This window comes from Paraplanobispora takensis, assembly GCF_016863195.1.
Taxonomy (GTDB): Bacteria; Actinomycetota; Actinomycetes; order Streptosporangiales; family Streptosporangiaceae; genus Planobispora; species Planobispora takensis.
The window spans coordinates 119,146-140,227 of record NZ_BOOK01000013.1; the positions used below are offsets into that span (position 1 = coordinate 119,146).

Annotated in this window: 18 protein-coding genes; 10 read left to right on the forward strand and 8 right to left on the reverse strand. The window is 73.0% G+C overall.

Annotated elements, in window-relative coordinates:
• Nucleotides 1-125 precede the first annotated feature (125 nt).
• Genes Pta02_RS10060 through Pta02_RS10070 form a run of 3 tightly spaced genes read left to right on the forward strand, consistent with a single transcriptional unit; the run spans nucleotide 126 to nucleotide 3,166 of the window.
• A complete protein-coding gene (locus tag Pta02_RS10060) occupies nucleotides 126-1,022 on the forward strand; it encodes an ABC transporter permease (protein WP_203874455.1) in 897 nt (298 codons plus the stop codon).
• A gap of 3 nt (nucleotides 1,023-1,025) precedes the next feature.
• Nucleotides 1,026-2,018: an ABC transporter ATP-binding protein gene (locus Pta02_RS10065; RefSeq protein ID WP_203874456.1), complete on the forward strand. Its 993-nt coding sequence runs from the start codon at nucleotides 1,026-1,028 to the stop codon at nucleotides 2,016-2,018.
• A complete protein-coding gene (locus tag Pta02_RS10070) occupies nucleotides 2,015-3,166 on the forward strand; it encodes an ABC transporter ATP-binding protein (RefSeq protein WP_203874457.1) in 1,152 nt (383 codons plus the stop codon). Before Pta02_RS10065 ends, Pta02_RS10070 begins: the two co-directional genes overlap by 4 nt.
• 44 nt (nucleotides 3,167-3,210) lie before the next feature.
• On the opposite strand, the gene Pta02_RS10075 is transcribed toward Pta02_RS10070, so the two are convergent.
• From Pta02_RS10075 to Pta02_RS10090, 4 genes are all read right to left on the reverse strand, one after another.
• Complete coding sequence (locus Pta02_RS10075) at nucleotides 3,211-4,884, reverse strand: GGDEF domain-containing protein (RefSeq protein ID WP_203874458.1); 1,674 nt, start codon at nucleotides 4,882-4,884, stop codon at nucleotides 3,211-3,213.
• A 236-nt stretch (nucleotides 4,885-5,120) separates the two neighbouring features.
• Nucleotides 5,121-5,804 carry a response regulator gene (locus Pta02_RS10080; protein ID WP_203874459.1) on the reverse strand — a complete coding sequence of 228 codons (684 nt, stop codon included), beginning with the start codon at nucleotides 5,802-5,804 and terminating at the stop codon, nucleotides 5,121-5,123.
• The gene (locus tag Pta02_RS10085) at nucleotides 5,804-7,102 is read right to left on the reverse strand and encodes a sensor histidine kinase (protein WP_203874460.1); all 1,299 of its coding nucleotides are present in this window, start codon (nucleotides 7,100-7,102) and stop codon (nucleotides 5,804-5,806) included. The genes Pta02_RS10080 and Pta02_RS10085 overlap by 1 nt, the downstream gene beginning before the upstream one ends.
• Before the next feature lie 88 nt (nucleotides 7,103-7,190).
• Nucleotides 7,191-8,060: a RecB family exonuclease gene (locus Pta02_RS10090; protein WP_203874461.1), complete on the reverse strand. Its 870-nt coding sequence runs from the start codon at nucleotides 8,058-8,060 to the stop codon at nucleotides 7,191-7,193.
• A gap of 168 nt (nucleotides 8,061-8,228) precedes the next feature.
• Between Pta02_RS10090 and Pta02_RS10095 the strand changes: the two genes are divergently transcribed.
• From Pta02_RS10095 to Pta02_RS10110, 4 genes are all read left to right on the forward strand, one after another.
• Nucleotides 8,229-9,320: a site-2 protease family protein gene (locus Pta02_RS10095; RefSeq protein WP_203874505.1), complete on the forward strand. Its 1,092-nt coding sequence runs from the start codon at nucleotides 8,229-8,231 to the stop codon at nucleotides 9,318-9,320.
• A 178-nt stretch (nucleotides 9,321-9,498) separates the two neighbouring features.
• Nucleotides 9,499-11,034, forward strand: a complete 1,536-nt coding sequence (locus Pta02_RS10100; protein WP_203874462.1) for a hypothetical protein — start codon at nucleotides 9,499-9,501, stop codon at nucleotides 11,032-11,034.
• 11 nt (nucleotides 11,035-11,045) lie between these two features.
• Entirely contained in the window at nucleotides 11,046-11,483 is a 438-nt protein-coding gene (locus tag Pta02_RS10105; RefSeq protein WP_203874463.1) for a hypothetical protein, read from the forward strand.
• On the forward strand, nucleotides 11,480-12,940 hold the full coding sequence (locus Pta02_RS10110) for an FHA domain-containing protein (RefSeq protein ID WP_203874464.1): 1,461 nt from the start codon (nucleotides 11,480-11,482) through the stop codon (nucleotides 12,938-12,940). The genes Pta02_RS10105 and Pta02_RS10110 overlap by 4 nt, the downstream gene beginning before the upstream one ends.
• A gap of 58 nt (nucleotides 12,941-12,998) precedes the next feature.
• Here the strand turns inward: Pta02_RS10110 and Pta02_RS10115 are convergent, their stop codons facing one another.
• Entirely contained in the window at nucleotides 12,999-14,981 is a 1,983-nt protein-coding gene (locus tag Pta02_RS10115; protein ID WP_203874465.1) for a cation:proton antiporter, read from the reverse strand.
• A gap of 119 nt (nucleotides 14,982-15,100) precedes the next feature.
• On the opposite strand from Pta02_RS10115, the gene Pta02_RS10120 reads away from it, so the two are divergent.
• Nucleotides 15,101-15,886: a serine/threonine-protein kinase gene (locus Pta02_RS10120; RefSeq protein ID WP_203874466.1), complete on the forward strand. Its 786-nt coding sequence runs from the start codon at nucleotides 15,101-15,103 to the stop codon at nucleotides 15,884-15,886.
• Nucleotides 15,887-15,965: 79 nt separating this feature from the next.
• Here the strand turns inward: Pta02_RS10120 and Pta02_RS10125 are convergent, their stop codons facing one another.
• Nucleotides 15,966-16,619: a TetR/AcrR family transcriptional regulator gene (locus Pta02_RS10125; protein ID WP_203874467.1), complete on the reverse strand. Its 654-nt coding sequence runs from the start codon at nucleotides 16,617-16,619 to the stop codon at nucleotides 15,966-15,968.
• 94 nt (nucleotides 16,620-16,713) lie between these two features.
• Between Pta02_RS10125 and Pta02_RS10130 the strand changes: the two genes are divergently transcribed.
• Both Pta02_RS10130 and Pta02_RS10135 read left to right on the forward strand, forming a co-directional pair.
• A complete protein-coding gene (locus tag Pta02_RS10130; protein ID WP_203874468.1) occupies nucleotides 16,714-17,622 on the forward strand; it encodes a carbohydrate kinase family protein in 909 nt (302 codons plus the stop codon).
• 83 nt (nucleotides 17,623-17,705) lie between these two features.
• On the forward strand, nucleotides 17,706-18,941 hold the full coding sequence (locus Pta02_RS10135; RefSeq protein ID WP_203874469.1) for an aminotransferase class III-fold pyridoxal phosphate-dependent enzyme: 1,236 nt from the start codon (nucleotides 17,706-17,708) through the stop codon (nucleotides 18,939-18,941).
• 93 nt (nucleotides 18,942-19,034) lie between these two features.
• Here the strand turns inward: Pta02_RS10135 and Pta02_RS10140 are convergent, their stop codons facing one another.
• Together Pta02_RS10140 and Pta02_RS10145 are read right to left on the reverse strand one after the other, a co-directional pair.
• On the reverse strand, nucleotides 19,035-19,604 hold the full coding sequence (locus tag Pta02_RS10140) for a hypothetical protein (RefSeq protein WP_203874470.1): 570 nt from the start codon (nucleotides 19,602-19,604) through the stop codon (nucleotides 19,035-19,037).
• Between the two features lie 288 nt (nucleotides 19,605-19,892).
• A complete protein-coding gene (locus Pta02_RS10145; RefSeq protein ID WP_203874471.1) occupies nucleotides 19,893-20,996 on the reverse strand; it encodes a GNAT family N-acetyltransferase in 1,104 nt (367 codons plus the stop codon).
• Between the last annotated feature and the right edge of the window lie 86 nt (nucleotides 20,997-21,082).

A 21,082-nucleotide genomic window follows, 5' to 3' on the forward strand; every position in this document is an offset into this window, starting at 1 on the left:
CGCCGGACCGAGGGCGGCGTGAGCCGGCATCGGCCCGCGGGCGGTGTGAGCGGGCGCCGGTGCGGGGATGGCGTGAGCGGGGACCGGCCGGAACGGCCGGCGGCCCGCCGGGAGAGGAGCGGCGCATGAGCCTGGCCCAGGTGGAGACCGTCGCCCCCGAGGAGACCGGCGGCAGCCTCGGCAGGGACGCCTGGCGGCGGCTGCGCCGCAACCCCGTCGCGATCGTCGGCGCCATTCTGGTGATCATGTTCGTCGCGCTCGCGCTGCTGGCCCCCTGGCTGGCGCCGTACCCGCCGGACAAGCCGGTCGGCCAGGTCACCCCCACCTCCATCCCCGGCCCGTCGGCCGAGCACTGGTTCGGCCTGGACGACCTGGGGCGCGACGAGTTCTCCCGGGTGCTGTGGGGGGCCCGCTGGTCCCTGGTCATCGGGGTGGTCTCGCTGCTGCTGGGCCTGATCGGCGGGATGGTGCTGGGCCTGCTGGCCGGGGCCTTCGGCGGCTGGGTGGACGGCCTGGTGATGCGCCTGGTCGACATCATGCTGTCGGTTCCCGGCCTGCTGTTCGCCATCGGCATCGCCGCCATGCTCGGCTCGGGCCTGGACGCGGTGATGATCGCCATCGCGGTGGTCAACGTCCCGATCTTCGCCCGGCTGCTGCGCGGCCAGATGCTGGCCCAGCGCCAGTCGGACTACGTGCTGGCCGCCAAGGCGGTGGGGGTGCGGCGGCGGCGGATCGTGCTCGGCCACGTCCTGCCCAACTCGCTGACCCCGGTCATCGTGCAGGGCACGCTCACCCTGGCCGTCGCCATCGTGGACGCGGCCGGCCTGGCCTTCCTCGGCCTGTCCAGCAACGACCCGAGCATCCCCGAATGGGGCCGGATGCTGGCCGACACCCAGCGCTATCTGTCCAGCGCCCCGCTGCTGGCGGTCTTCCCCGGCCTGGCCATCATCATCGCCGCGCTCGGCTTCACCCTGCTGGGGGAGTCGCTGCGCGAGGCCCTCGATCCCAAGTACCGGCGGTGAGATGTGACTCTTCTGCGAGTGGAGGACCTGACGGTGGTCTTCCGGCAGCGGGGCCGCCCAGACGTGCGCGCCGTGGACGGCGTCGGCTTCTCGGTGGCCCCCGGCGAGACCGTCGGCCTGGTGGGGGAGTCGGGCTGCGGCAAGTCCGTCACCTCCCTGGCGGTCATGGGACTGCTGCCCCGGCGCGGCGTGCGGGTGGAGGGGAGCGTTGCCTTCGACGGGACCGAGCTGCTCACCCTGCCCCCCGACAAGCTGCGCACCCTGCGGGGCAGGGAACTGGCCGTCGTCTTCCAGGACCCGATGACCTCGCTGAACCCCGTGGTGCCCATCGGCAGGCAGGTGACCGAGGTGCTGGTGCGCCACCGGGGCCTGAACGAGGGCGAGGCCCGCCGGGAGGCCGGGGACCTGCTGCGCAGGGTGGGCATCCCCGACCCCTCCCGGCGGCTGCGGGAGTATCCCCACCAGCTGTCGGGGGGCATGCGGCAGCGGGCGCTCATCGCCACCGCGCTGGCCTGCCGGCCCCGGCTGCTGATCGCCGACGAGCCCACCACGGCGCTGGACGTCACCATCCAGGCGCAGATCCTGGAACTGCTCAAGACGCTGGTGGCCGAGTCCGGGACCGCGCTCATCCTGATCACCCACGACCTGGGCGTGGTGGCCGGGATGTGCGACACCGTCCACGTCATGTACGCCGGCCGCATCGTCGAGCGGGCGCCCCGCCACGATCTGTTCGGCGCGCCCCGCCACCCCTACACCGGCGGTCTGCTCGCCTCGGTGCCCCGCCTGGACCAGCCGCGCGGCACGCGCCTGGCGCCCATCGCCGGCTCGCCCCGCGACACCATCGCCTGGGCCCGGGGCTGCGCGTTCGCGCCCCGCTGCCCCAACCGGGTGGACGAGTGCACCTGCGCGACCCCGGAGCTGCTGGGCGGGCGCCACGGGCTGCGCTGCTTCAACCCGCTGCGGTCCGGTCCGGTGCAGGAGGTGGCCCCCCGATGACCTCCGACGGTAGGGCGGACCCCGGCGGGCCGCCGCCTCCGGACGGCGCCGCGGCGTCCGCCGGGCCCGCGCCTTCGAACGGCGCGGCGGTCCCCGGTGAGCCGCTGCTGTCCGTGCGCGGGCTGAAGGTGCACTTCCCCATCCGCAAGGGGACGCTGCTGCAGCGGGTCGTCGGCCACGTGCGCGCCGTGGACGGGGTCGACCTCGAGGTACGGCGCGGCATGACCTACGGCCTGGTGGGGGAGTCCGGCTGCGGCAAGAGCACCCTGGGCAAGGCCGTGCTGCGCCTGGTCGAGCCCACCGCCGGGACCGTCGTGTTCGACGGCGTCGACCTCGGCGGGCAGGGGCCGGAGCCCATGCGCCGGCTCCGGCGGAACATGCAGATGGTCTTCCAGGACCCGCTGGCCAGCCTCGACCCCCGCCAGAGCGTGGAGTCGGCGCTCACCGAGCCGCTGCGCGCCCACGGCTTCCCCGGCGACAGGCAGGGGCGGGTGCGCGAGCTGCTGGACATCGTGGGGCTGCCGGCGGGGGCGGCGGGCCGCTATCCGCACGAGTTCTCCGGAGGGCAGCGCCAGCGCGTCGGCATCGCCAGGGCGATCGCCCTCAACCCCGACCTGATCATCGCCGACGAGCCGGTCTCCGCGCTGGACGTCTCGATCCAGGCGCAGATCGTCAACCTCCTGGAGGACCTGCAGGAGCAGCTCGGCCTCACCTACGTCGTCGTCGCCCACGACCTGGCCGTCGTGCGGCACGTCAGCGACGTCATCGGGGTGATGTACCTGGGCGCGCTGGTGGAGGAGGCCCCCTCCGACGAGCTGTACGCCGAGCCGCTGCACCCCTACACGATCGCCCTGATGTCGGCGATCCCCATCCCCGACCCCGAGGTGGAGGAGCGCAGGCGCAGGATCCTGCTCACCGGCGACCTGCCGTCCCCGGTGGACGTGCCGTCCGGCTGCCGCTTCCACACCCGCTGCCCCTTCCGCCAGCCGACGCGCTGCGCCGAGGAGTCGCCGGACCTGCGGGAGATGCGCCCCGGCCGCAAGGTCGCCTGCCACTGGGCGGAGGAGATCGCCACGGGGACGATCCGGGCCGCCGCGAGCGCCCAGGACCCCACCGCCACCGAGGTGGGCACCCCCGCCGTGAAGTGAGGGCCCGCGGGGGCCGGGCCGCCGGGCGAAGCCGTCCGGCCGGGTCAGGCCACGGGGCGGAAACGCTCTGGCTCGCCGGCGGGCCCGTGACCGGATCCGCGACCGGGTCCGCCGGTCGCCCGGACGGGCCCGTGGCCGGGTCCGCCGGTCGCCTGGACGGATCCGGCGGCCGGACCGGCGCCGGCCTCGGGCTCGGTCTCGGCGGGGGGCTGGGGGAGCGGGCCGATCAGGACCCGGTTGCGGCCGGCGTTCTTGGCGGCGTACAGCGCCTCGTCGGCGATCCGGATGAGGTCGTCGGCCGTCCGGGCGTGCAGTGGCATGATCGCGCCGCCCACCGAGGCGGTGACGGGCACGCCGGTGGACTCGCCGGCGGCCACGGGGGCGGCGGCCACCACGGCGCGGATGCGCTCGGCGAGCAGGGCCAGCCCCCCTGCCGTGGTGTGCGGCGCCAGGACCGCGAACTCCTCGCCGCCGAAGCGGGCGGCCAGGTCGCCGTCCCGGCAGACCGCGCGGATGCGGCGCGCCGTCTCGGCCAGGACCGCGTCCCCGGCGGGGTGGCCGAAGGTGTCGTTGACCCGCTTGAAGTGGTCCACGTCGATGAGCAGCAGGCCCAGCGTGGTGCCGTGGCGATCGGAGCGGGAGATCTCGCCGTGCATGCTCTCCTCCAGCAGCCGCCGGGTGCTCAGGCCGGTGAGCGCGTCGGTCATGGCCAGCCGCCGCTGGGCGGCGACCAGCCCGGACATGCGGGCCATGACCAGCAGGAACAGGGAGGCCGAGGCGGCGGCCAGCACCAGCAGCTCCATGTCGCCGTCCTGGAGGTAGCGCACGAGCAGGACCATCGGCGCCATGAGGGTCGCGGTGGCCAGCAGGACGAGCCGGTGACGGGAGGCGTCGGCGGGCCGGGCGGGCACCTGCTCGCCCATCCTGGCCATCGACGGGTGCAGCCCGGCCGCGCCGAGCAGCACGTAGCCGCTCAGCCAGCCGAGGTCCAGCGCGGTGCCGGGGATGTACTCGCCGAACAGGGCCTGCATCCCGTAGCCGATGTCGGCCACCAGGACCAGGGAGAGGAAACCGATCAGCAGATGGTAGGACCGGCTCCGCTCGCCCCCGCCGAACACCAGGCGCAGCGACAGCGCCAGCACCAGCAGGTCCACCACCGGGAAGGCCAGTGTGGCGAACTGATCGGCCGGGGGGAGGGACGAGGTGACCATCACCGGGCCGATCAGGAACATCCAGTACAGCAGGGCGGCGCCGATCGAGATGACGAAGGCGTCGATCATGGCCGGGACGTCGCCCCCGGGCGTGCGCCGCCTGATGAGCAGGATGAGCGCCAGCCCCAGGAAGGGGTACTGCAGGAGATAGAAGATGTTGGCCAGCAGCGGATAGCTGCTGCCGGAGTCGCTCGGCATGAACGAGTAGGCCAGGTCCCCCAGGGTGTACATCACCTGGCTGGCCGCCAGCAGCCACCAGGCCATCCTCGCCCGCGGCCGCCGCCACCGGATCCCGGCGGCGATGACGGCCGCGGATCCCCCGCTGATCACGCAGTACAGCCCCGACTGCACGTCGTCGGACGCGCCGAGGAACGGGAGCGCGTAGTACAGGGCGATCAGGGCGGCACCGGTGAGGAGGCAGCAGACCCACGCGGGCGGCAGACGACGTCCGCGCACGCCGGGCCGCCCGGCGGCCGGGCTGCTTGCGGTGGTGAGCGAACGGTTCATGGCCTCTGGTCCAGGCGGCGTCCCGGCCCCCGCGCGGGTGCCGGATACGGATGTCACGGCAGGGATTTCCCGTCCATCCAACCGGCCGGCGGATGCCTGTCGGTAGCGGGACGGTTGCAGAACGGGAGCGGCCGCGGGCGAGGCCTGCCCGCGCCGCCCCGCAGCGCGTACGCGCCGGCGGGACCGGGCGGCGTGCGGACCGCCGGGATCCGCCGGACCGGTCGGCGGAGCGCCGGTTACGGGATGGCGCCGGGGGTGATCAGCCCGGTCTCGTAGGCCAGGACCACGGCCTGGACGCGGTCGCGCAGGTTCAGCTTGGTGAGCACGTTGCCGACGTGGGTCTTGACGGTGGTCTCGCTCACCACCAGTTCGGCGGCGATCTCGGCGTTGGACATGCCGCGGGCGATCAGCCGCAGGACCTCCAGCTCACGCTCGGTGAGCCGGTCCAGGCGGGCCGGGGTGGACTGCTGGTGGGCCGAGGGGAGCCGGGCGCCGAACTTGTCCAGCAGCCGCCGGGTGACGCTCGGGGCGACGATGGCGTCGCCCGCGGCGACCACCCGGATGGCCTGCACCAGCTCGTCCGGCGGGACGTCCTTGAGCAGGAAGCCGCTGGCCCCGGCGCGCAGCGCCTCCACGATGTACTCGTCCAGGTCGAAGGTGGTCAGCACCAGAACCCGGGGCACGTGGGCGCCGCCCGAGGCCTCGCGGACGATCCGGCGGGTCGCCTCGATGCCGTCGACGCCGGGCATCCGGATGTCCATCAGCACCACGTCGGGCAGCAGCGCCCGCGACTGGTCCTGGGCGGCCTTGCCGTCGCCCGCCTCGCCGACCACCGTGACGTCGGGCTCGGCCTCCAGGATGAGCCGGAAGCCGGTGCGCAGCAGTGGCTGGTCGTCCACGAGCAGCACTCTGATCGTCATCATGAGTCCTTGAGAGGGAACCGGGCTCGTACCTCGAATCCGCCCTCCGGACGCGGGCCGATCCTCAGAATTCCACCATAGAGTGCGACCCGTTCACGAATGCCGACCAATCCGTGGCCGATCCGCTCGGCCGCGGCCCGCTCGCCCCCGGTGCGGCCGCCCCCGTCCCGGCCCCGGTCCGCCGGTCCGTCCGCGGCGCGATCCCCCTGCGGTCCCCGGCCGTCGTCCTCGACGTGGACGGTCAGCTCACCCGGCTCGTGCCGTACGGTCACCCAGGCGTGCGCGCCCGCGCCCGCGTGGCGCAGGCTGTTGGTGAGCGCCTCCTGGACCAGGCGGTAGGCGGCCAGGTCCACCCCCGGCGGCAGCGGCCCGAACGGGTCCCCGCCGTCGGCGGGCGCCTCACAGGCGCCCGCCATGTCCAGCCGCGTGGGCAGGCCCGCCTCGCGCATCTGGGCGACCAGGGAGGGGATCTCGTGCACGCCGGGCTGCGGTTCGCGCTCGGCGGGGGCGCCCGGGTCGGTCCGCAGCACGCCCACGATGTTGCGCATCTCGGCCATCGCGGTGCGGCCCATCTTCTCGATGGCCGACAGCGCCTCGCGCGCCCCGTCGGGGTTGCTGGCCAGCACCCGGCGGGCCGCGGCGGCCTGGACGGTCATCACGCTCACGTGGTGGGCGACCACGTCGTGCAGCTCCCTGGCGATGCGGGAGCGCTCCTCCGCCCTGGCCGCGCGGGTGTCGGCCTCCCTGGCCCGCTCCATCCGCCCGGCGCGCTCGCGCAGCTCCGACAGGTAGGCCCGGCGCAGCCGCAGGCTCCGGCCCGCCAGCCAGAGCGCCGTGGCGAGCACGACCACCAGCAGGTGCGCGCTCCAGTCGCCGAGGTCGCCTCGCAGCGCCCCGGAGGCCAGACGGCCGGCGAAGCCCACCGCGAGCGCACACAGGCTCAGCGCCAGGCCCCGGTGCGCGGCGACCGTGTAGACCAGCCACAACGTGGCCAGCCAGAGCAGGGAGCCGCCCTGGGCCAGGGCCGCCAGCGTCATGTCGACGAGGACGACCAGGCAGAGCGTCAGGAACGGCCGGCGGCGGCGCAACGCCGTGGCCAGGCACCCGGCCACGATCAGGGTCAGGCCCGGCCAGCTGGGGGAGTACGGCGCGGCGGGGCCGCCGTAGGAGGAGCCGAAGGGGGAGGGAAGGTAGGCGAAGGGGACCGCGGCGGCCGCCAGCAGCACGGCGAGCACCGCGTCCGAGACCAGCCGGCGGTCGCGGGACCGGGGGGACGGACCGCCCAGGGTGTTGCGCACACAATCAATTTAGGCGCCCTGTCACCCGCGCCACCCTGCTGCAGGGGGAAATCCCCCTCATCCCCTCGGATGACCCCGCCGGGGCGGATCAGATCTCGTCGGTGGCGGCCCGGGTCGTGCGGCGGGTGCTGCGCACCGTGTCGCCCGGCTGCCGGGCGGGGAGCGGCGGAGGGGTGCCGCCGTACTCCGGGCACAGGTCCTTGTAGTTGCACCAGTCGCACAGGCGGCTGGGCCTGGCCACCCACTCGCCGGTGTCCAGGGCCCGCTCGATGGCCTTCCACAGCGCCCGCACCTTGCGCTCGGTGGCGCGCAGGTCGGCCTCGTCGGGGGCGTAGCGCAGGATCTCGCCGGCCCCGCCGAGGTACATCAGCTGCAGCAGGCGGGGCACCGAGCCGTGCAGCCGCCACAGCACCAGCGCGTAGAACTTCATCTGGAACAGCGCCTTGGCCTCGAAGGACGGGCCCGGCGCGCTGCCGGTCTTGTAGTCGACCACCCGGACCTCGCCGGTGGGCGCGACGTCCAGCCGGTCGATGTAACCCCGCAGCATCAGGCCGTCGTCGAGCACCACCTCGACGTACAGCTCCCGCTCGGCGGGCTCCAGGACGCGGGGGTCCTCCAGCGTGAAGTAGCGCTCCAGCATGGTGCGGGCCTGGGCCAGCCACTCGGCCCGCTCCCGCTCGCCGGCGAACATCTCACCGTAGGCGGGCTCCTCGGCCAGCAGGCGCTCCCACTGGGGCTCCACCAGGTCCAGGGCCGCGGCGACGGTGCGCGCCGGGGCCGGCAGGTCGTAGAGGCGCTCCAGGACCGAGTGCACCATCGTGCCGCGCACCGCGGCGGGCGACGGCGGCTCCGGCAGCCGGTCGATCACCCGGAACCGGTAGAGCAGCGGGCACGTCATGAAGTCACCGGCGCGGGACGGCGACAGCGCTCCGATGATCGTGGGCTCGGTCAGTGACATGCCCGCACTGTAGGTCACCTCGGCGACAGTTTGCGCCCGGAGTGGAGATCCGGCGCGGCCCCCGCGACCCCGGGCGCGTAGCATCGAGGCCGGAGCCCGAGTGATTCGAGGAGTGGTGAGCCACCGGTGAGCAGCGAGAGCCCGCGCCAGGACAACCCGGGTCTGCGGATGGGGCGTCCGTTCGGCATCCCGGTCTACGTCTCGCCGACCTGGTTCATCGTGGCGGCGTTCATCACCTTCACCTTCCAGCCCGCGGTGGTGTCGCGGCTGCCCGAGCTGAGCACCGGCCTGTCCTATCTGGTCGCACTGGTCTTCGCGGTGCTGCTGTACGTCTCGGTGCTGCTGCACGAGCTGGCGCACTGCGTGGTCGCCAAGATGTACGGCCTGCCGGTCCGGCGCATCACGCTCTATCTGCTCGGCGGCGTCTCGGAGATCGAGCGCGAGCCGCAGACCCCGGGCAGGGAGTTCATGGTGGCCTTCTCCGGGCCGCTGCTCTCCCTGGGGCTGGGCGGCGTGGGCTTCGCGCTGGACCGGTTCCTGGACCCCGACACGATCCTGGGCGTGCTGAGCTACCAGCTGTGGCTCGCCAACCTGATCGTCGGAGTGTTCAACCTGCTGCCGGGCCTGCCGCTCGACGGGGGCCGCATGCTGCGCGCCGGAGTGTGGAAGCTCACCCGCAGCTCCGGGGCCGGCACGATCGCCGCGGCCTGGGTGGGACGCGGGCTGGCGGTCGTCCTGGTGGTCTGGCCGGCCGTCCTGTCGCTGATGAGCGGCCAGGAGCCGAGCTGGGGCCCGCTCATCTGGTCGGTGCTGCTGGCCTCCTTCATCTGGTTCGGCGCCACGCAGGCGCTGCGCGGGGCCCGGATGCGGGCCCGCATCCCGCAGGTCAACGCGCGGGCCCTGGCCCGGCGGGCCATCGCGGTCACCGCCGACGTGCCGCTGGCCGAGGCGCTGCGCCGTACGACCGAGGCCCAGGCCGGCGCCATCGTCGTGGTGGACCACGAGGGCCGCCCGACGGGGATCGTCAACGAGATCGCGGTGGAGGCCACCCCGGAGAACCGCCGCCCGTGGGTGGCGGTCGGATCGCTGGCCCGCAACCTGGAGCCGTCGCTGGTGCTGGCCGCCGATCTGACGGGAGAATCCCTGATCGAGGCCATGCGCGAAAGCCCCGCGGGAGAGTATCTTCTGGTCGAACGCGGAGGAGAGATCTTCGGTGTGCTCGCCACGTCGGACGTGAACCGGTTGTTCACCGGTGTCTGAGCGAACCTCCGGCACTTTTCAGACGTCTGAAATATTGCGTTGGAACGAGACAAGGGGCAGCGTATCGGTGCGGGGGGAAAGATCGCCCGGTCTGTCCCACTCGTTTTCAGCGCGGACCGGGACTAATCTTCTGGCCAACTGAACCGGTTGGCCACGTATCTTCGAGGGACGCATCACATTGGCACCCCCCAGCACGCCGGCCCCGGCCGGTGACCTGACGCCGGAACTTCTCGGCACCCCCGAGTGGACCGACCAGATGGTCGCGTCCGCGGGCATTCCCATGTACGACATCCCCTTCGTCAGCATCGGCGGGGGCATGGGGTCGTTCGTGACCGTCGACTATCTGCGGGTCTACGGGGTTCCCACCTCGCAGATGCGGGTCATCTCCAACATCGACCATCCGTGGCAGACCTACGAGTTCCTCACCAGGTGTTCGCAGATCCCGCGCGGTGAGCGGATCCGCTCCGACTCCTCCTCGCGCCCCGACAACCTGTGGGGCTTCCCCTCCTACGCGCTGGAGGAGGCCTGGAAGGACAAGAACCCGGCCTACCTGTGGCAGCTGTTCACCGAGCCGCTCCTGAACGACTACTGGACGCCGCGGGCCGGGACCGTCTTCGAGAACCTGGAGCGCGAGGCCAAGCGCATCAACTACTGGGACATGCTGGTCAAGGGCCAGGTCCGGATGGTGCGGCGCAGGGCCGGCGGCGGCTACTTCACCGTCGTCACCCCGCCCGAGGGCGCGGCGCCCACCAAGCGCATCGTCTTCCGCTCGCGGTTCGTCCACATCGCGGTCGGCTACCCGGGACTGAAGTTCCTGCCCGACCTGCAGGAGTTCCGGACTAAATACTCCGACTACCAGCACGTCGTCAACGCCTACGAGCCGCACGAGCAGGTCTACGAGTTCCTCAAGACCCGCCCGGGAACGGTGGTCATCCGGGGCGGCGGCATCGTCGCCTCCCGGGTGCTCCAGCGCCTGTTCGACGACCGCAAGAAGTTCGGGCTCAAGACCCAGATCATCCACATCTTCCGGACCTTCGTCACCGGCTCCCACGGCCCGCACGTCTGGTCGCGGCGCAAGGGCGGCGACGGCTGGGCCTACCAGGGGTTCAACTATCCCAAGTCGGTGTGGGGCGGCCAGCTCAAGGCGGAGATGCGCAAGCTGGAGGGCGCCGAGCGCGCGGCCAAGTACAAGCAGATGGGCGGCACCAACACCCCCTACCGGCGGCACTGGCAGGAGCAGATGCGCGCCGGGCGCGAGGGGGGCTACTACCACGCCGTGCAGGGCACGGTGGACCGGGTGGAGCGCACCGAGGACGGCCGGCTGGTCAGCTACGTGCGCAGCAGCGACGGCATCATCCGTGAGCCGGTGTCCGACTACATCATCGACTGCACGGGACTGGAGGCCGACATCTCCGAGCACCGCGTCTTCGCGGACCTGCTGCAGAACAGCGGCGCCTACCGCAACCCGGTCGGCCGCCTGGAGGTGGAGCGCCACTTCGAGGTGAAGGGGACCGCCAGCGGCGACGGCGCGCTGTACGCCTCCGGGTCGGCCACCCTCGGCGGCTACTTCCCCGGCGTCGACACCTTCCTCGGGCTGCAGATCGCGGCCCAGGAGATCTCCGACGATCTGGCCAGACGCGGGTTCGTCCGGAAGATGGGACCGCTGCGCTCGACCGCGCAGTGGTTCAAGTGGGTCTTCAACTCGCCGGTATAAGGAGTGTCTCCGTGGTTCCGACCTTGATGGGGCGCATCCAGACGCGCCTGTTCCTGCTCGCCACCGTCGGCGTGGTGGTCACGCTGCTCATCATGCCGATCGTGCCGGGCGTGACCGCCCCGCTCGGCGAGCTCTATGTCACCGGTCTGCTCGTCCTGGTGGCGGTGGGGGTGCTGGGCATCGGCTGGGAGCTGATCTATCACTTCCTCATGCAGTTCAGGTGGGAGAAGGACTGGCCGACCATGTTCGGTTTGCTCACACTCGTTCCCGAAGGTCTTCTGCTGTACTTTTTGCTACGGTCCGGTGCGGTCGGTTTCATAGACCCGATTCCGGCGGCCGCGTTCTGGACGCACTTCACCGTCGTCTGGGTATCCATGTGGCTAGTGGCGAACGGTCCGATGAGGGTGCCGTTCATCCGATGGCGTTTCCGGGGAGGGAGAGTTCTGTGACCGACCAGGGCTTCGGGGTGGTGCGTCCGCTTCCGGGCAACGGGCTGGTCGCCCATGTGGGCGGGCTGCTGCTGGTATGCGACGCGGCCGAGGCCGTGGCGGAGGATCTGCTGGGGGCGGTGCGGGAGACCGCGGCCTCGGGCGGCGACGGGCGGGCCCTGGCCCGGCGCGTCGCCCAGGTGCTGGCCGCCATGATGGGCGAGCCCGTGGCGTGCGCCGTCGCCGGTCACGTGCCCGAGGGCGTCGCCGTGCTGGTCAGCGGCCAGGCCTCGGCGTCGGTCACCGGGTCCGGGGGAGAGGTGCACCTGGCCGGGCGCGACGCGCTCACCTGGTCCGACCGGCTGGTGCCCGGCCCGGTCACCCGGGTCGAGCTGCGCCTGCCCGACGCCGGTTCGGCGCACCGCTTCGCCCGGCTGGACGGCGGCGTGATCTCCGGCGGCGGGGTCCAGTGGGACCCCTCGGAGACGGGCGAGGCGGCGCAGCCGCCCATGCGCGCGGCCCAGCCCGCTCCGGCGCCGGTCCAGGCGCCCCCGATGCCCTCGATGGGAGCCGGACCCGGTCCGGCCCCCGGCCCGTCGATGGCGCCCGACTGGGGGCCGCCGCCGATGGAGCCCGCCGGTCCGCCGATGGAGCAGCGGCCCGGACCCGTGATGGAGCCCGCCCCGGCGGGGCCGCCGCCGTACCCGCTGGGCCCGGCCGACCCCTACCCGCCGGCGGGCCCGCCGATGGAGCAGCAGGCCCCCGCTCCCCAGGGGTGGCACTCCGAGCCCATGCCCGCGGCCCCCTCCCAGGGGCCGGGGTCCGGACCGGCCCCCGCCGTGCCCTCGCACGAGGACGTGGACACCGCCCGGGCCAACGGGATGGGCGGCGACCCGATCGACGTGCACAACGAGTCGTTCGAGTACGAGCTGCTGACCCCGGGCGCGCCCGGCCCCTCGGGGACCGCGCCGGACATGCCGATGATGCCCGAGCCCGAGGCGCGGCCCCTGGTCTACGGCGTCGACTGCAAGAACGACCACTTCAACGACCCGCGGGTGCCGTACTGCGCGGTCTGCGGCATCGCGCTGGTGCAGCGCACGCTCGTGCCCTACAAGGGGCCGCGCCCGCCGCTGGGCGTGCTGCTGCTGGACGACGGCATGACGCTGCGCCTGGACACCGACTACCTGCTCGGCCGCGACCCCGAGCGGGCCCCGGAGGTCGCCGAGGGCGCGGTGCGCCCCGCCAAGGTCACCAGCCCCGACGGCTCGGTGTCCCGCCGCCACCTGCGGGTGGCGCTGGACGGCTGGGACGTCAACCTGGTCGACCTGGGCTCGGTCAACGGCACGCAGATCCAGCCGCCCGGCGATCCGAACTTCTACGACATCCCGCCGAACGAGCCGGTCACGATCGCGCCCGGCACGACCGTGCGCATCGGCGTCTCGCGCACCATGCGCTACGAGTCGCACCGCAACAACTAGAACGGCGACGGCGGAGGGGCGGGCGGGGCCGTGAGCCCGGCCCGCCCCTCGCGTGTTCTCAGGACTGGGGGACCGGGGTGCGCAGGGCGGTGACCGCGGCGGCCCAGTCGACCGGGTCGGCGTCCTGCTCGGCGCGCACCAGCAGGTGCGCGCCGCCCGGGACGGTCCCGTTGTCGGGCGCCACGACCAGCGCTCCGGCCGGGGCCTCGCCCGCGGTGGCCCGCACCTCGAGCTTGCTCAGCCGCTGGGCCAGCGAGGAGGCCCGGCCGCCTCCGGTGATGACCAGCGGCCGGTCGCGCAGCAGCGCCAGGATGAGCGCCACGTGGGTGGCGGCGTCGGAGCCGTGGTGCACCGCGACGGGCCCGGTCCCGACGTCGGCGGCCTCGGACTGGTCGGGGGAGAGCACGGTCACCACGCGGCACACGGCCGCGGCGCGGACCTCGGCGTAGCCGGGCACGCCCGCGGGCAGCACCACCAGGTCGGGCTCGGCCCCGCCGACCACCTCGGGCAGCTCGGCGGCCACGTCGGTGGCGAAGCGGCTGACCACCCGGGACTGCGAGCCCTGGACCCTGGCCGTGCCGGCCAGCTCCTCCAGCTCGTGCAGCGTCTCGGCCATCTCGGCCAGCTCCGACGACAGGCCGGTGCCGACCTCCAGCCGGCCGCTGGGGTAGGGCCGCAGATGGACCAGGGCCACCTCGGAGGGGGACTTCACGCGGGCCAGGGTGGCGGCCAGGTCCACCAGCGGGCCCTGCTCGGCGGGCGGCTCGGGGACGACGGTCAGCACCCGGTGCGCGGCGGTCACCCCGAGGGCGGCGCGCTCGGCCTCGGCGATGTCGCGGGCCACCCGCCGGTCGGGATAGACCCTGCGCAGCAGCGGGCCGGTCATGCCGGTGGTGACCAGCGCCATCACGACCATCAGCGAGTACAGCTCGTTGTCGAGCACGCCCTTCTGCAGGCCGACGGTGAGGATGACGATCTCGGTCAGTCCCCGGGTGTTCAGCAGGGTGGCCAGCGCCCACGACTGCCGCGAGGGCACCGACTGCATGCGGGCCGCGACGTAGGAGCCCAGCATCTTGCCGCCGATCGCCACGGCCAGGATCGCGGCCAGGACGCCCAGGCTGGACAGGTCCAGCGCGCGCAGGTTCACGTTGAGCCCGGCCACCACGAAGAACATCGGCAGCAGCAGCAGGACGGCCAGCTGCTCCAGGCGCTCCAGGATCTCGTGGTTGAGCCGCTCGGCGCCCTCACGCGGCATCACCGCGCCGAACAGGAACGCGCCGAAGATGAAGTGCACGTGCATCCACTCGGTCGCCCAGGCCGAGGCGATCAGGCCGATGAGCACCAGCGACAGCAGCGAGGGCGTCAGCCGCCCGGCCCGCTCGTAGGCGGGCACCAGCCGCGCCAGCAGGGGCCGGACCACCAGGAACATCACCAGCGCGTACGGCAGCGCCAGCAGGACCTTCCACTGCCCCTCGGCGTCCCCCGCCCCGGCCACGGCCACCACCACGGCTAGAACGGTCCAAGCGAGGACGTCGATCACCGCGGCGGCGGCCAGGGACAGGCCGCCGAGTGTGATGCGCTGCATGCCCCGGTCGGTGAGGATGCGGGCCAGCACGGGGAAGGCGGTGGCGGCCATCGCCGATCCCATGAACAGCACGAACGGCAGGGTCTTGTCACCGCCGACGTGGTCGCCGGCGATGAACAGCGCGAGCCCGCAGCCCAGCACGAACGGCAGCAGCGTGGAGCCGAGCGCGACGGTCACCGCGATGCGGCCCTTGCCCCGGACCAGTTTCTGGTCCAGTTCCAGGCCGACGACGAACATGAACAGGACGAGGCCGACGTTGGCCAGGGCCTGCAGCGGAGGTTTCATCTCCGGACCGAAGAGCGTCTCTCCCAGCAGCGGGCCGAGCAGGGTGGGACCGAGCAGGATGCCCGCCAGGATCTCGCCAACCACCGGTGGTTGGCCGAGACGCCGGGCCAGGGCGCCGAACAGCCGCGCGACGGCCAGGACGATCACCAGGTCGAGCAGGAGCAGATCCATGTGGAGCACCGGTGAACACGCTTCCCGTAAGTGAAGAAAAGCCCCGACAATGACCAGGCGACGTTACCGTGTGGAGAACGCCGCCGGGAATGGCCGGGGGCAGGGAGGGGAGAGCGCCGGTGGAAGGCATCGCCGATTATGAGTTCGTCCGATCGCTGGGGGCGGGCAATCACGGCGAGTTCTATTTAGCGAAAAAGCCCGAGCGACTGCCGGTGGAGACCGAGTTCGTCGCGGTGAAGGTTCTCGGCGGCACCGGCGCCGACGCCTTCCGGCGGGCGACCAGGGAGTTGAAGGCGTTCGCCGCGGTGCGCTCGCCGTACCTGGTGACGCTCTACGACGCGGGTCAGCAGGGCGGGATCTTCTACTACTCGATGGAGTACCTGCCCGCCGGGTCGCTGAGCCGCCCGGTCGAGCCGCCGTCGCGGGAGCACGCGCTGCGCGCCGTGGCCTGCGCCGCGCACGCCGCGCAGGCGCTCCACGAGGAGGGGATCGTGCACCGCGACATCACCCCGGGCAACGTGCTGCTGACCGACACCGGGGGGAAGCTGTCGGACCTGGGCCTGTCGCAGGTGCTGACGCCGGGTGCGACGGTGACCGGGATGGGCGGGATCGGCTCGGTGGAGTTCACCGACCCGGCGCTGCTGCAGGGGGACAAGCCCACGCCCGCCGGGGACGTGTGGTCGCTGGGCGCGACGCTGCACTGGGCGGCCACCGGCAGGGGGCTGTACGGCGATCTGCCCACCCACGACCCGCTGCTGACCCTGCGGAAGATCAACAGCACCGCGCCCTCGGTGGTCGGCGATCTGGGGCCCGAGCTGGCCGAGCTGGTGCAGACCTGCATCGGGGACGCCGCCAAGCGGCCCACGGCCAGGGGAGTGGCCGACCGGATCTACGCGCTCCTCTGATCCCTCCCCGGCCGGGACCGACCGGCCGGGATCGTCTGTCCCCGTGAGAGGCCCCGGCCGGGATGGTGACCGGCCGGGATCACGCGCTCCTCTGGGAGGCCTCCCCGTCCCCGTGCCCCCGCACGGGCCGGGGGGAGGCGGGAGAGGCCCGGAGACGGTCGAGCTCGGCGTCCAGGAGCCTCTCCATCCGTGCGGCGCCGAGCCGGTCGGGATAGAGCAGCCGGTGCACGCTGAGCCCGTCGACCAGGGCGAGCAGCCGCTCGGCGACGTCGTCGAGATCCTCGGCGGTCGCGATCTCGCCCGCCTCGGCCGCCGTGCCGAGCAGGCTGCGCACCAGATAGTGCAGTTCCCGCGCCTCGGCGCGCTGGGCCTCCAGCAGGGCCGGGCTGGTCAGGCTCCGGCTCCAGAAGCCGACCTCCAGGCCGCTCTCCCGGGTGCGCTCGTCGTCCAGCGGCAGGTTGTCCAGGAGCAGCTCGCGCAGGGCGGCCAGCCCGGTGCGCCCGGAGAGCTTGGCGCGCAGCCGCTCCACGATGCGGCGGTGCGAGGAGCGCAGCGCCGAGAGCATGATGTCGTCCTTGTCGGCGAAGTAGTGCGTGAGCACGCCGTTGGAGTAACCGGCCTCCCTGGCGATGGCCCGGGTCGTGGCCGCCTCGATCCCCTCACGGAGGATGATGCGGCGCGCGGCCTCGACGACCTCTTCGCGACGCTCGTTGTGATCGACGATCTTCGGCACTCTTCCCGTCCTCCCCGGCTCGCTCCGTTGACATGGTATTCGGGCGCCCGTCTATTATCCGCTCAGGACCGTCAAGACATGAGGAGGGCTCGCCATGACTGTCGTCACCGTCGGAGTGCACATCGTGGACGTGCTCGCCCGGCCCGTGGAGTCGATCCCGGCCGGCCAGGACACCCATCTGCTGGAGCAGATCCGCATCACGGCGGCGGGCGCCGCGGCCGGGACCGCCGTCGACCTCGCCAAGCTCGGTCTGGAGGTCGCCTCGGCCGGCGCGATCGGCGACGACGAGCTGGGCGACTTCCTCCTGATGATCATGGCCAGGCACGGGGTGGACGTCGGCGGGATCGTGCGCAGGCCCGGCCAGCAGACCGCCGCCTCGATCCTGCCGATCCGGCCCGACGGAGGCCGTCCCTCCTTCCACGTGCCCGGCGCCAATCTCGTGCTGGCCCCGCAGGACCTGGACCACGAGCGGATCAGGGGCGCGCGGGTCCTGCACCTCGGCGGCATGGACGTGACCTGGGGTCTGCATGACCCGGGGTTCTTCACGCTGCTGGACGAGGCGCGGGCCGCGGGGACGGTCGTCACGATGGACCTCCTGTCCAACATGCCCGATCTGATGCAGGGAGCGCGTGTTTTTCTTCCGCACATCGACTATCTGCTGCCCAACGAGGAACAGGCGCTCATGATGAGCGGGGCCGCCGACGCGCAGGAGGCCGCGGTCAAGCTGCTGGCCGAGGGGCCCAAGGGGGTGCTGGTCACCCTGGGCGGTGAGGGCAGCCTGGTGGCGACCGCCTCCGGGATCACCCGGGTGCCCGCCCTGGATGTGCCGGTGGTCGACACCACCGGCTGCGGCGACGCCTACTGCGCCGGGTTCATCGCCGGTCTGGCCCGGGGCCGTGACGTCCTCGGCTCGGCCCGGCTCGGCACCGCCGTGGCGGCCCGCGTCGCCGGCGGGCTCGGCTCCGACGCGGGCCTGGACGGCGTCGACCTGTCCGCCCTGTGACCCGGCCCCGTGACCCGGCCCTGTGACCCGGCCCCGTGATCCGACGCTGTCACGTGACAGAACGAAAGGTGATGTTCCCAGCGATGTCCACTGACGCCAACCTCCGCGACCGGGCCGCCAAGGTCGTCCCCGGCGGCATGTACGGCCACCTCAACGCCGCCCTGCACGGGCCGGGCTATCCCCAGTTCTTCGTGCGCGGCGAGGGATGCCGCCAGTTCGACGCCGACGGCCGGCAGTACGTCGACCTGATGTGCTCCTGGGGGCCCATCGTGCTCGGCCACCGCCACCCGGCCGTGGAGTCGGCGGTCGCCGCCCAGCTGGCCGCCGGCGACTGCCTCAACGGGCCGGGCCCGATCTACGTCGAGCTCGCCGAACTGATGGTGGAGACCATCCCGCAGGCCGACTGGGTGATGTTCTCCAAGAACGGCACCGACGCCACCACCCAGGCCCTGATGATCGCCCGCGCGGCCACCGGGCGGACCAAGGTGCTCATGGCCCACGGCTCCTATCACGGCGCCGACCCCTGGTGCACGCCGAGCCCCTCGGGCACCACGCCCAACGAGCGCGCCGACCTGATCGAGTTCACCTACAACGACCTGGCCAGCGCCGAGGCCGCCGCCGCGCGGGCCGAGGGCCCGGACGGGTCGGACGTCGCCGCGATCATCGTCACGCCGTTCAAGCACGACTCCTTCGAGGACCAGCAGCTGGCCGAGCCCGAGTTCGCCCGCGGCCTGCGCGCCCTGGCCGACCGGATCGGGGCCGCCCTGGTGATCGACGACGTGCGCGGCGGCTGGCGGCTGGACCTTGGCGGCTCCTGGGAGACCCTGGCCGTCCGCCCCGACCTGTACGCCTTCAGCAAGGCGATGGCCAACGGCCACCCGATCGCCGCCGTCACCGGCGTGGACGCCCTGCGGGGCCCGGCCCAGACGATCTACTCCACCGGCTCGTTCTGGTTCAACGCGGCGCCGATGGCCGCCGCCAAGGCCACGATCGAGACCCTGCACGCCGTCGGCGGCGTCGCCCTGATGGAGCGGGCGGGCACCCGGCTGCGGGAGGGCCTGGCCGCCCAGGCCGCCGCCCACGGCTTCGCGATCAACCAGACCGGCCCGGTCCAGATCCCGTGGCTGTCCTTCGAGGGCGACGCGACCCTGGAGAAGGGCATGTTCTGGTCCTCGGCCTGCCTGGATGAGGGCGTCTACCTCCACCCCTGGCACAACTGGTTCATCTCGGCCGCCCACACCGACGCCGACATCGACCGCGCGCTGCAGGGCACCGACGCCGCCTTCGCGCGGCTGCGGGCCAAGTTCGGCGCCGACTGACCGGTTCCCCGTACGGCCCGCACGCCGAGGGCCGGGCCCGTCGCCGAACGCGGGCCCGGCCCCCTGCCGGTCGTCGTCTGGATCAGGCGCGGATCACTTCGGGCCCGCTCCGCCGCGGCGGGGCAGGCGGCGCGCGAACGCGTGCACCGACCGCAGGAGGCGGGAGGCGGCCTCGAACCCCCTGGCCGCCTCCATCGCGCGCCCGGCCGCGGTGGCGAAGCGCACCAGCAGGTCCTCGTCGCGGTGGTCGAAGGGGCGTCCGGCCACCCACAGGTAGGCCTCCTCCCGGGTGGCCAGCGGGACCGGGACGGCCAGGAAGCCCGGATGACCCAGGACGCTGTCGCGCGGCAGGCGGATGGGATGGCACCGGGTCGCCAGAGTCTTGAGCACCGAGCCGTCCTGGAGCCAGCCCTCCACCGCCAGCGGGTCGCCGGGCGGGGTGTGCAGCCGGATCGGCGTCGCGCTCTCCTGCACAGGATCGACCTGGACCAGCCCCGAGTAGCCGGTCGAGCACACCGTCGCCGCGGCCGCGACGACCTGGTCGATCAGGTCGTCGGCGTCCAGGCCGGTGAAGGTCTCGATCAGGCTCTGCAGGGAGTCCTCAGGCTCGCTGTACCAGAGAGCGGCGCTGTGATCCAGTCCGACCTGGTGGGTGATGCTCATCCCTTGTCCCTCGCTTCGTCGAGCCGGGTGCCCACGCCGAAACGGTGGTGGGCCTGGGGTAGCACGATTCGGAGTATTCCCGTCATAACCCCGCTTGGCCACCCCCGCATGCGGGATGTGGGACATACGTGACGGGGGGGTTCCCTGAGCCGAGACGAATATGCAGTGACCTGGGAGAAAGGCGTAAACATTTGCGATGGGCGGACCGAACGCGGGAAGGGGCGTGAAGAAGCACCGATCAATGGGCGTCCGGGCGCGGCGCCCCGCAGGTCCGCCGCGCCCCGGAGGTCAGCCGGAGGGCCGCAGGCGGTACCACTGCAGGTCGTCGAGGCGGGTGTCGCCGGGACCGGGCAGCGCGCCGTGCAGGAGGGCGTCGCGGGTGAAGCCCGCCCGTTCCAGCACCCCGTGCGAGGCGGTGTTGGCCGGGGAGGTGCCCGCGACGACCCGGGCCAGCGAGGTGTGCCCGAAGGCCCACTCCGTCACCAGGTTCACCGCGCGGGTGGCCAGGCCCCTGCCGCGCGCCCGCGGCAGCATGCTGTAGCCCACCATGGCCTGCCGCAGCGGGGGGACGATGTTGCTGAGCTGGATGTGCCCGGCGAACGCGCCGTCGTCCGCGCCGCGGATCGCCATCTCCGCCCGTGCGCCCGTCAGCCAGAGCATGCCCGCCTCCCGGCAGAACTGCTCGCTCTCCTGCGCGGTGGGGGCCTCCGGGGGGACGCTGTAGCGGACGACGTCGGGCAGGCTCTGCAGCGTGTGATAGTCGGCGGCGTCCCCGGCCTCCAGCGGCGTCAGCCGTACCACCCCGTCCGAGAGCGACCCGCCGGGCAGGGGAGGCAGGAACGGGCGGACCCGCTCGCCGGAGTCGGTGCTCAGCCGGGCGAAGGACACAAGATCGCGGTAGGCGCCGTCACGCGCGGGCGTGCCGTGGCGCTGGACGCCCTCACGCTGGAACCCGGCGGCCATGGCCACCCGCTGGCTGGCGAGGTTCTCCACCTCGGCCAGCAGCTCCACGCGGTGCACCCCGTGCGCGAAGGCCCAGGCGCTCAGCGCCGCCGTGGCCGCCGCGGCCACCCCGCGTCCGCGCGCCCACGGGGCGATCAGATAGCCGATCTCGACGCCGCCGCGGGGGTTGGGCGGCTTGAGTCCGATGTTGCCCAGCCACCGGCCGGTGCCGGGGTCGGCGACGGCGAACGAGGCGCCGCCGCGCTGCCAGTCCTGCTCGGCGGCCTTCAGATGGGAGATCGCGTCGTCGCGGGTGTAGGGCACCGGCACGTTGGGGATGAACCTGGCGATCTCGGGGTCGGAGCAGCCGCGGACGATCGCGTCGGTGTCGGCCTCGGTGGGCTCCCGCAGCAGGACGGGACCGGCGGGGACCACTTCTCGGGGAAACATCCTCCAGTGCTACCAGGTCGCGGCGGGCGCGGCGAACCGTTTTCCCCCCGGCCGGACCGGCGTTTCCCCCGGCCGGGCGCCGATAC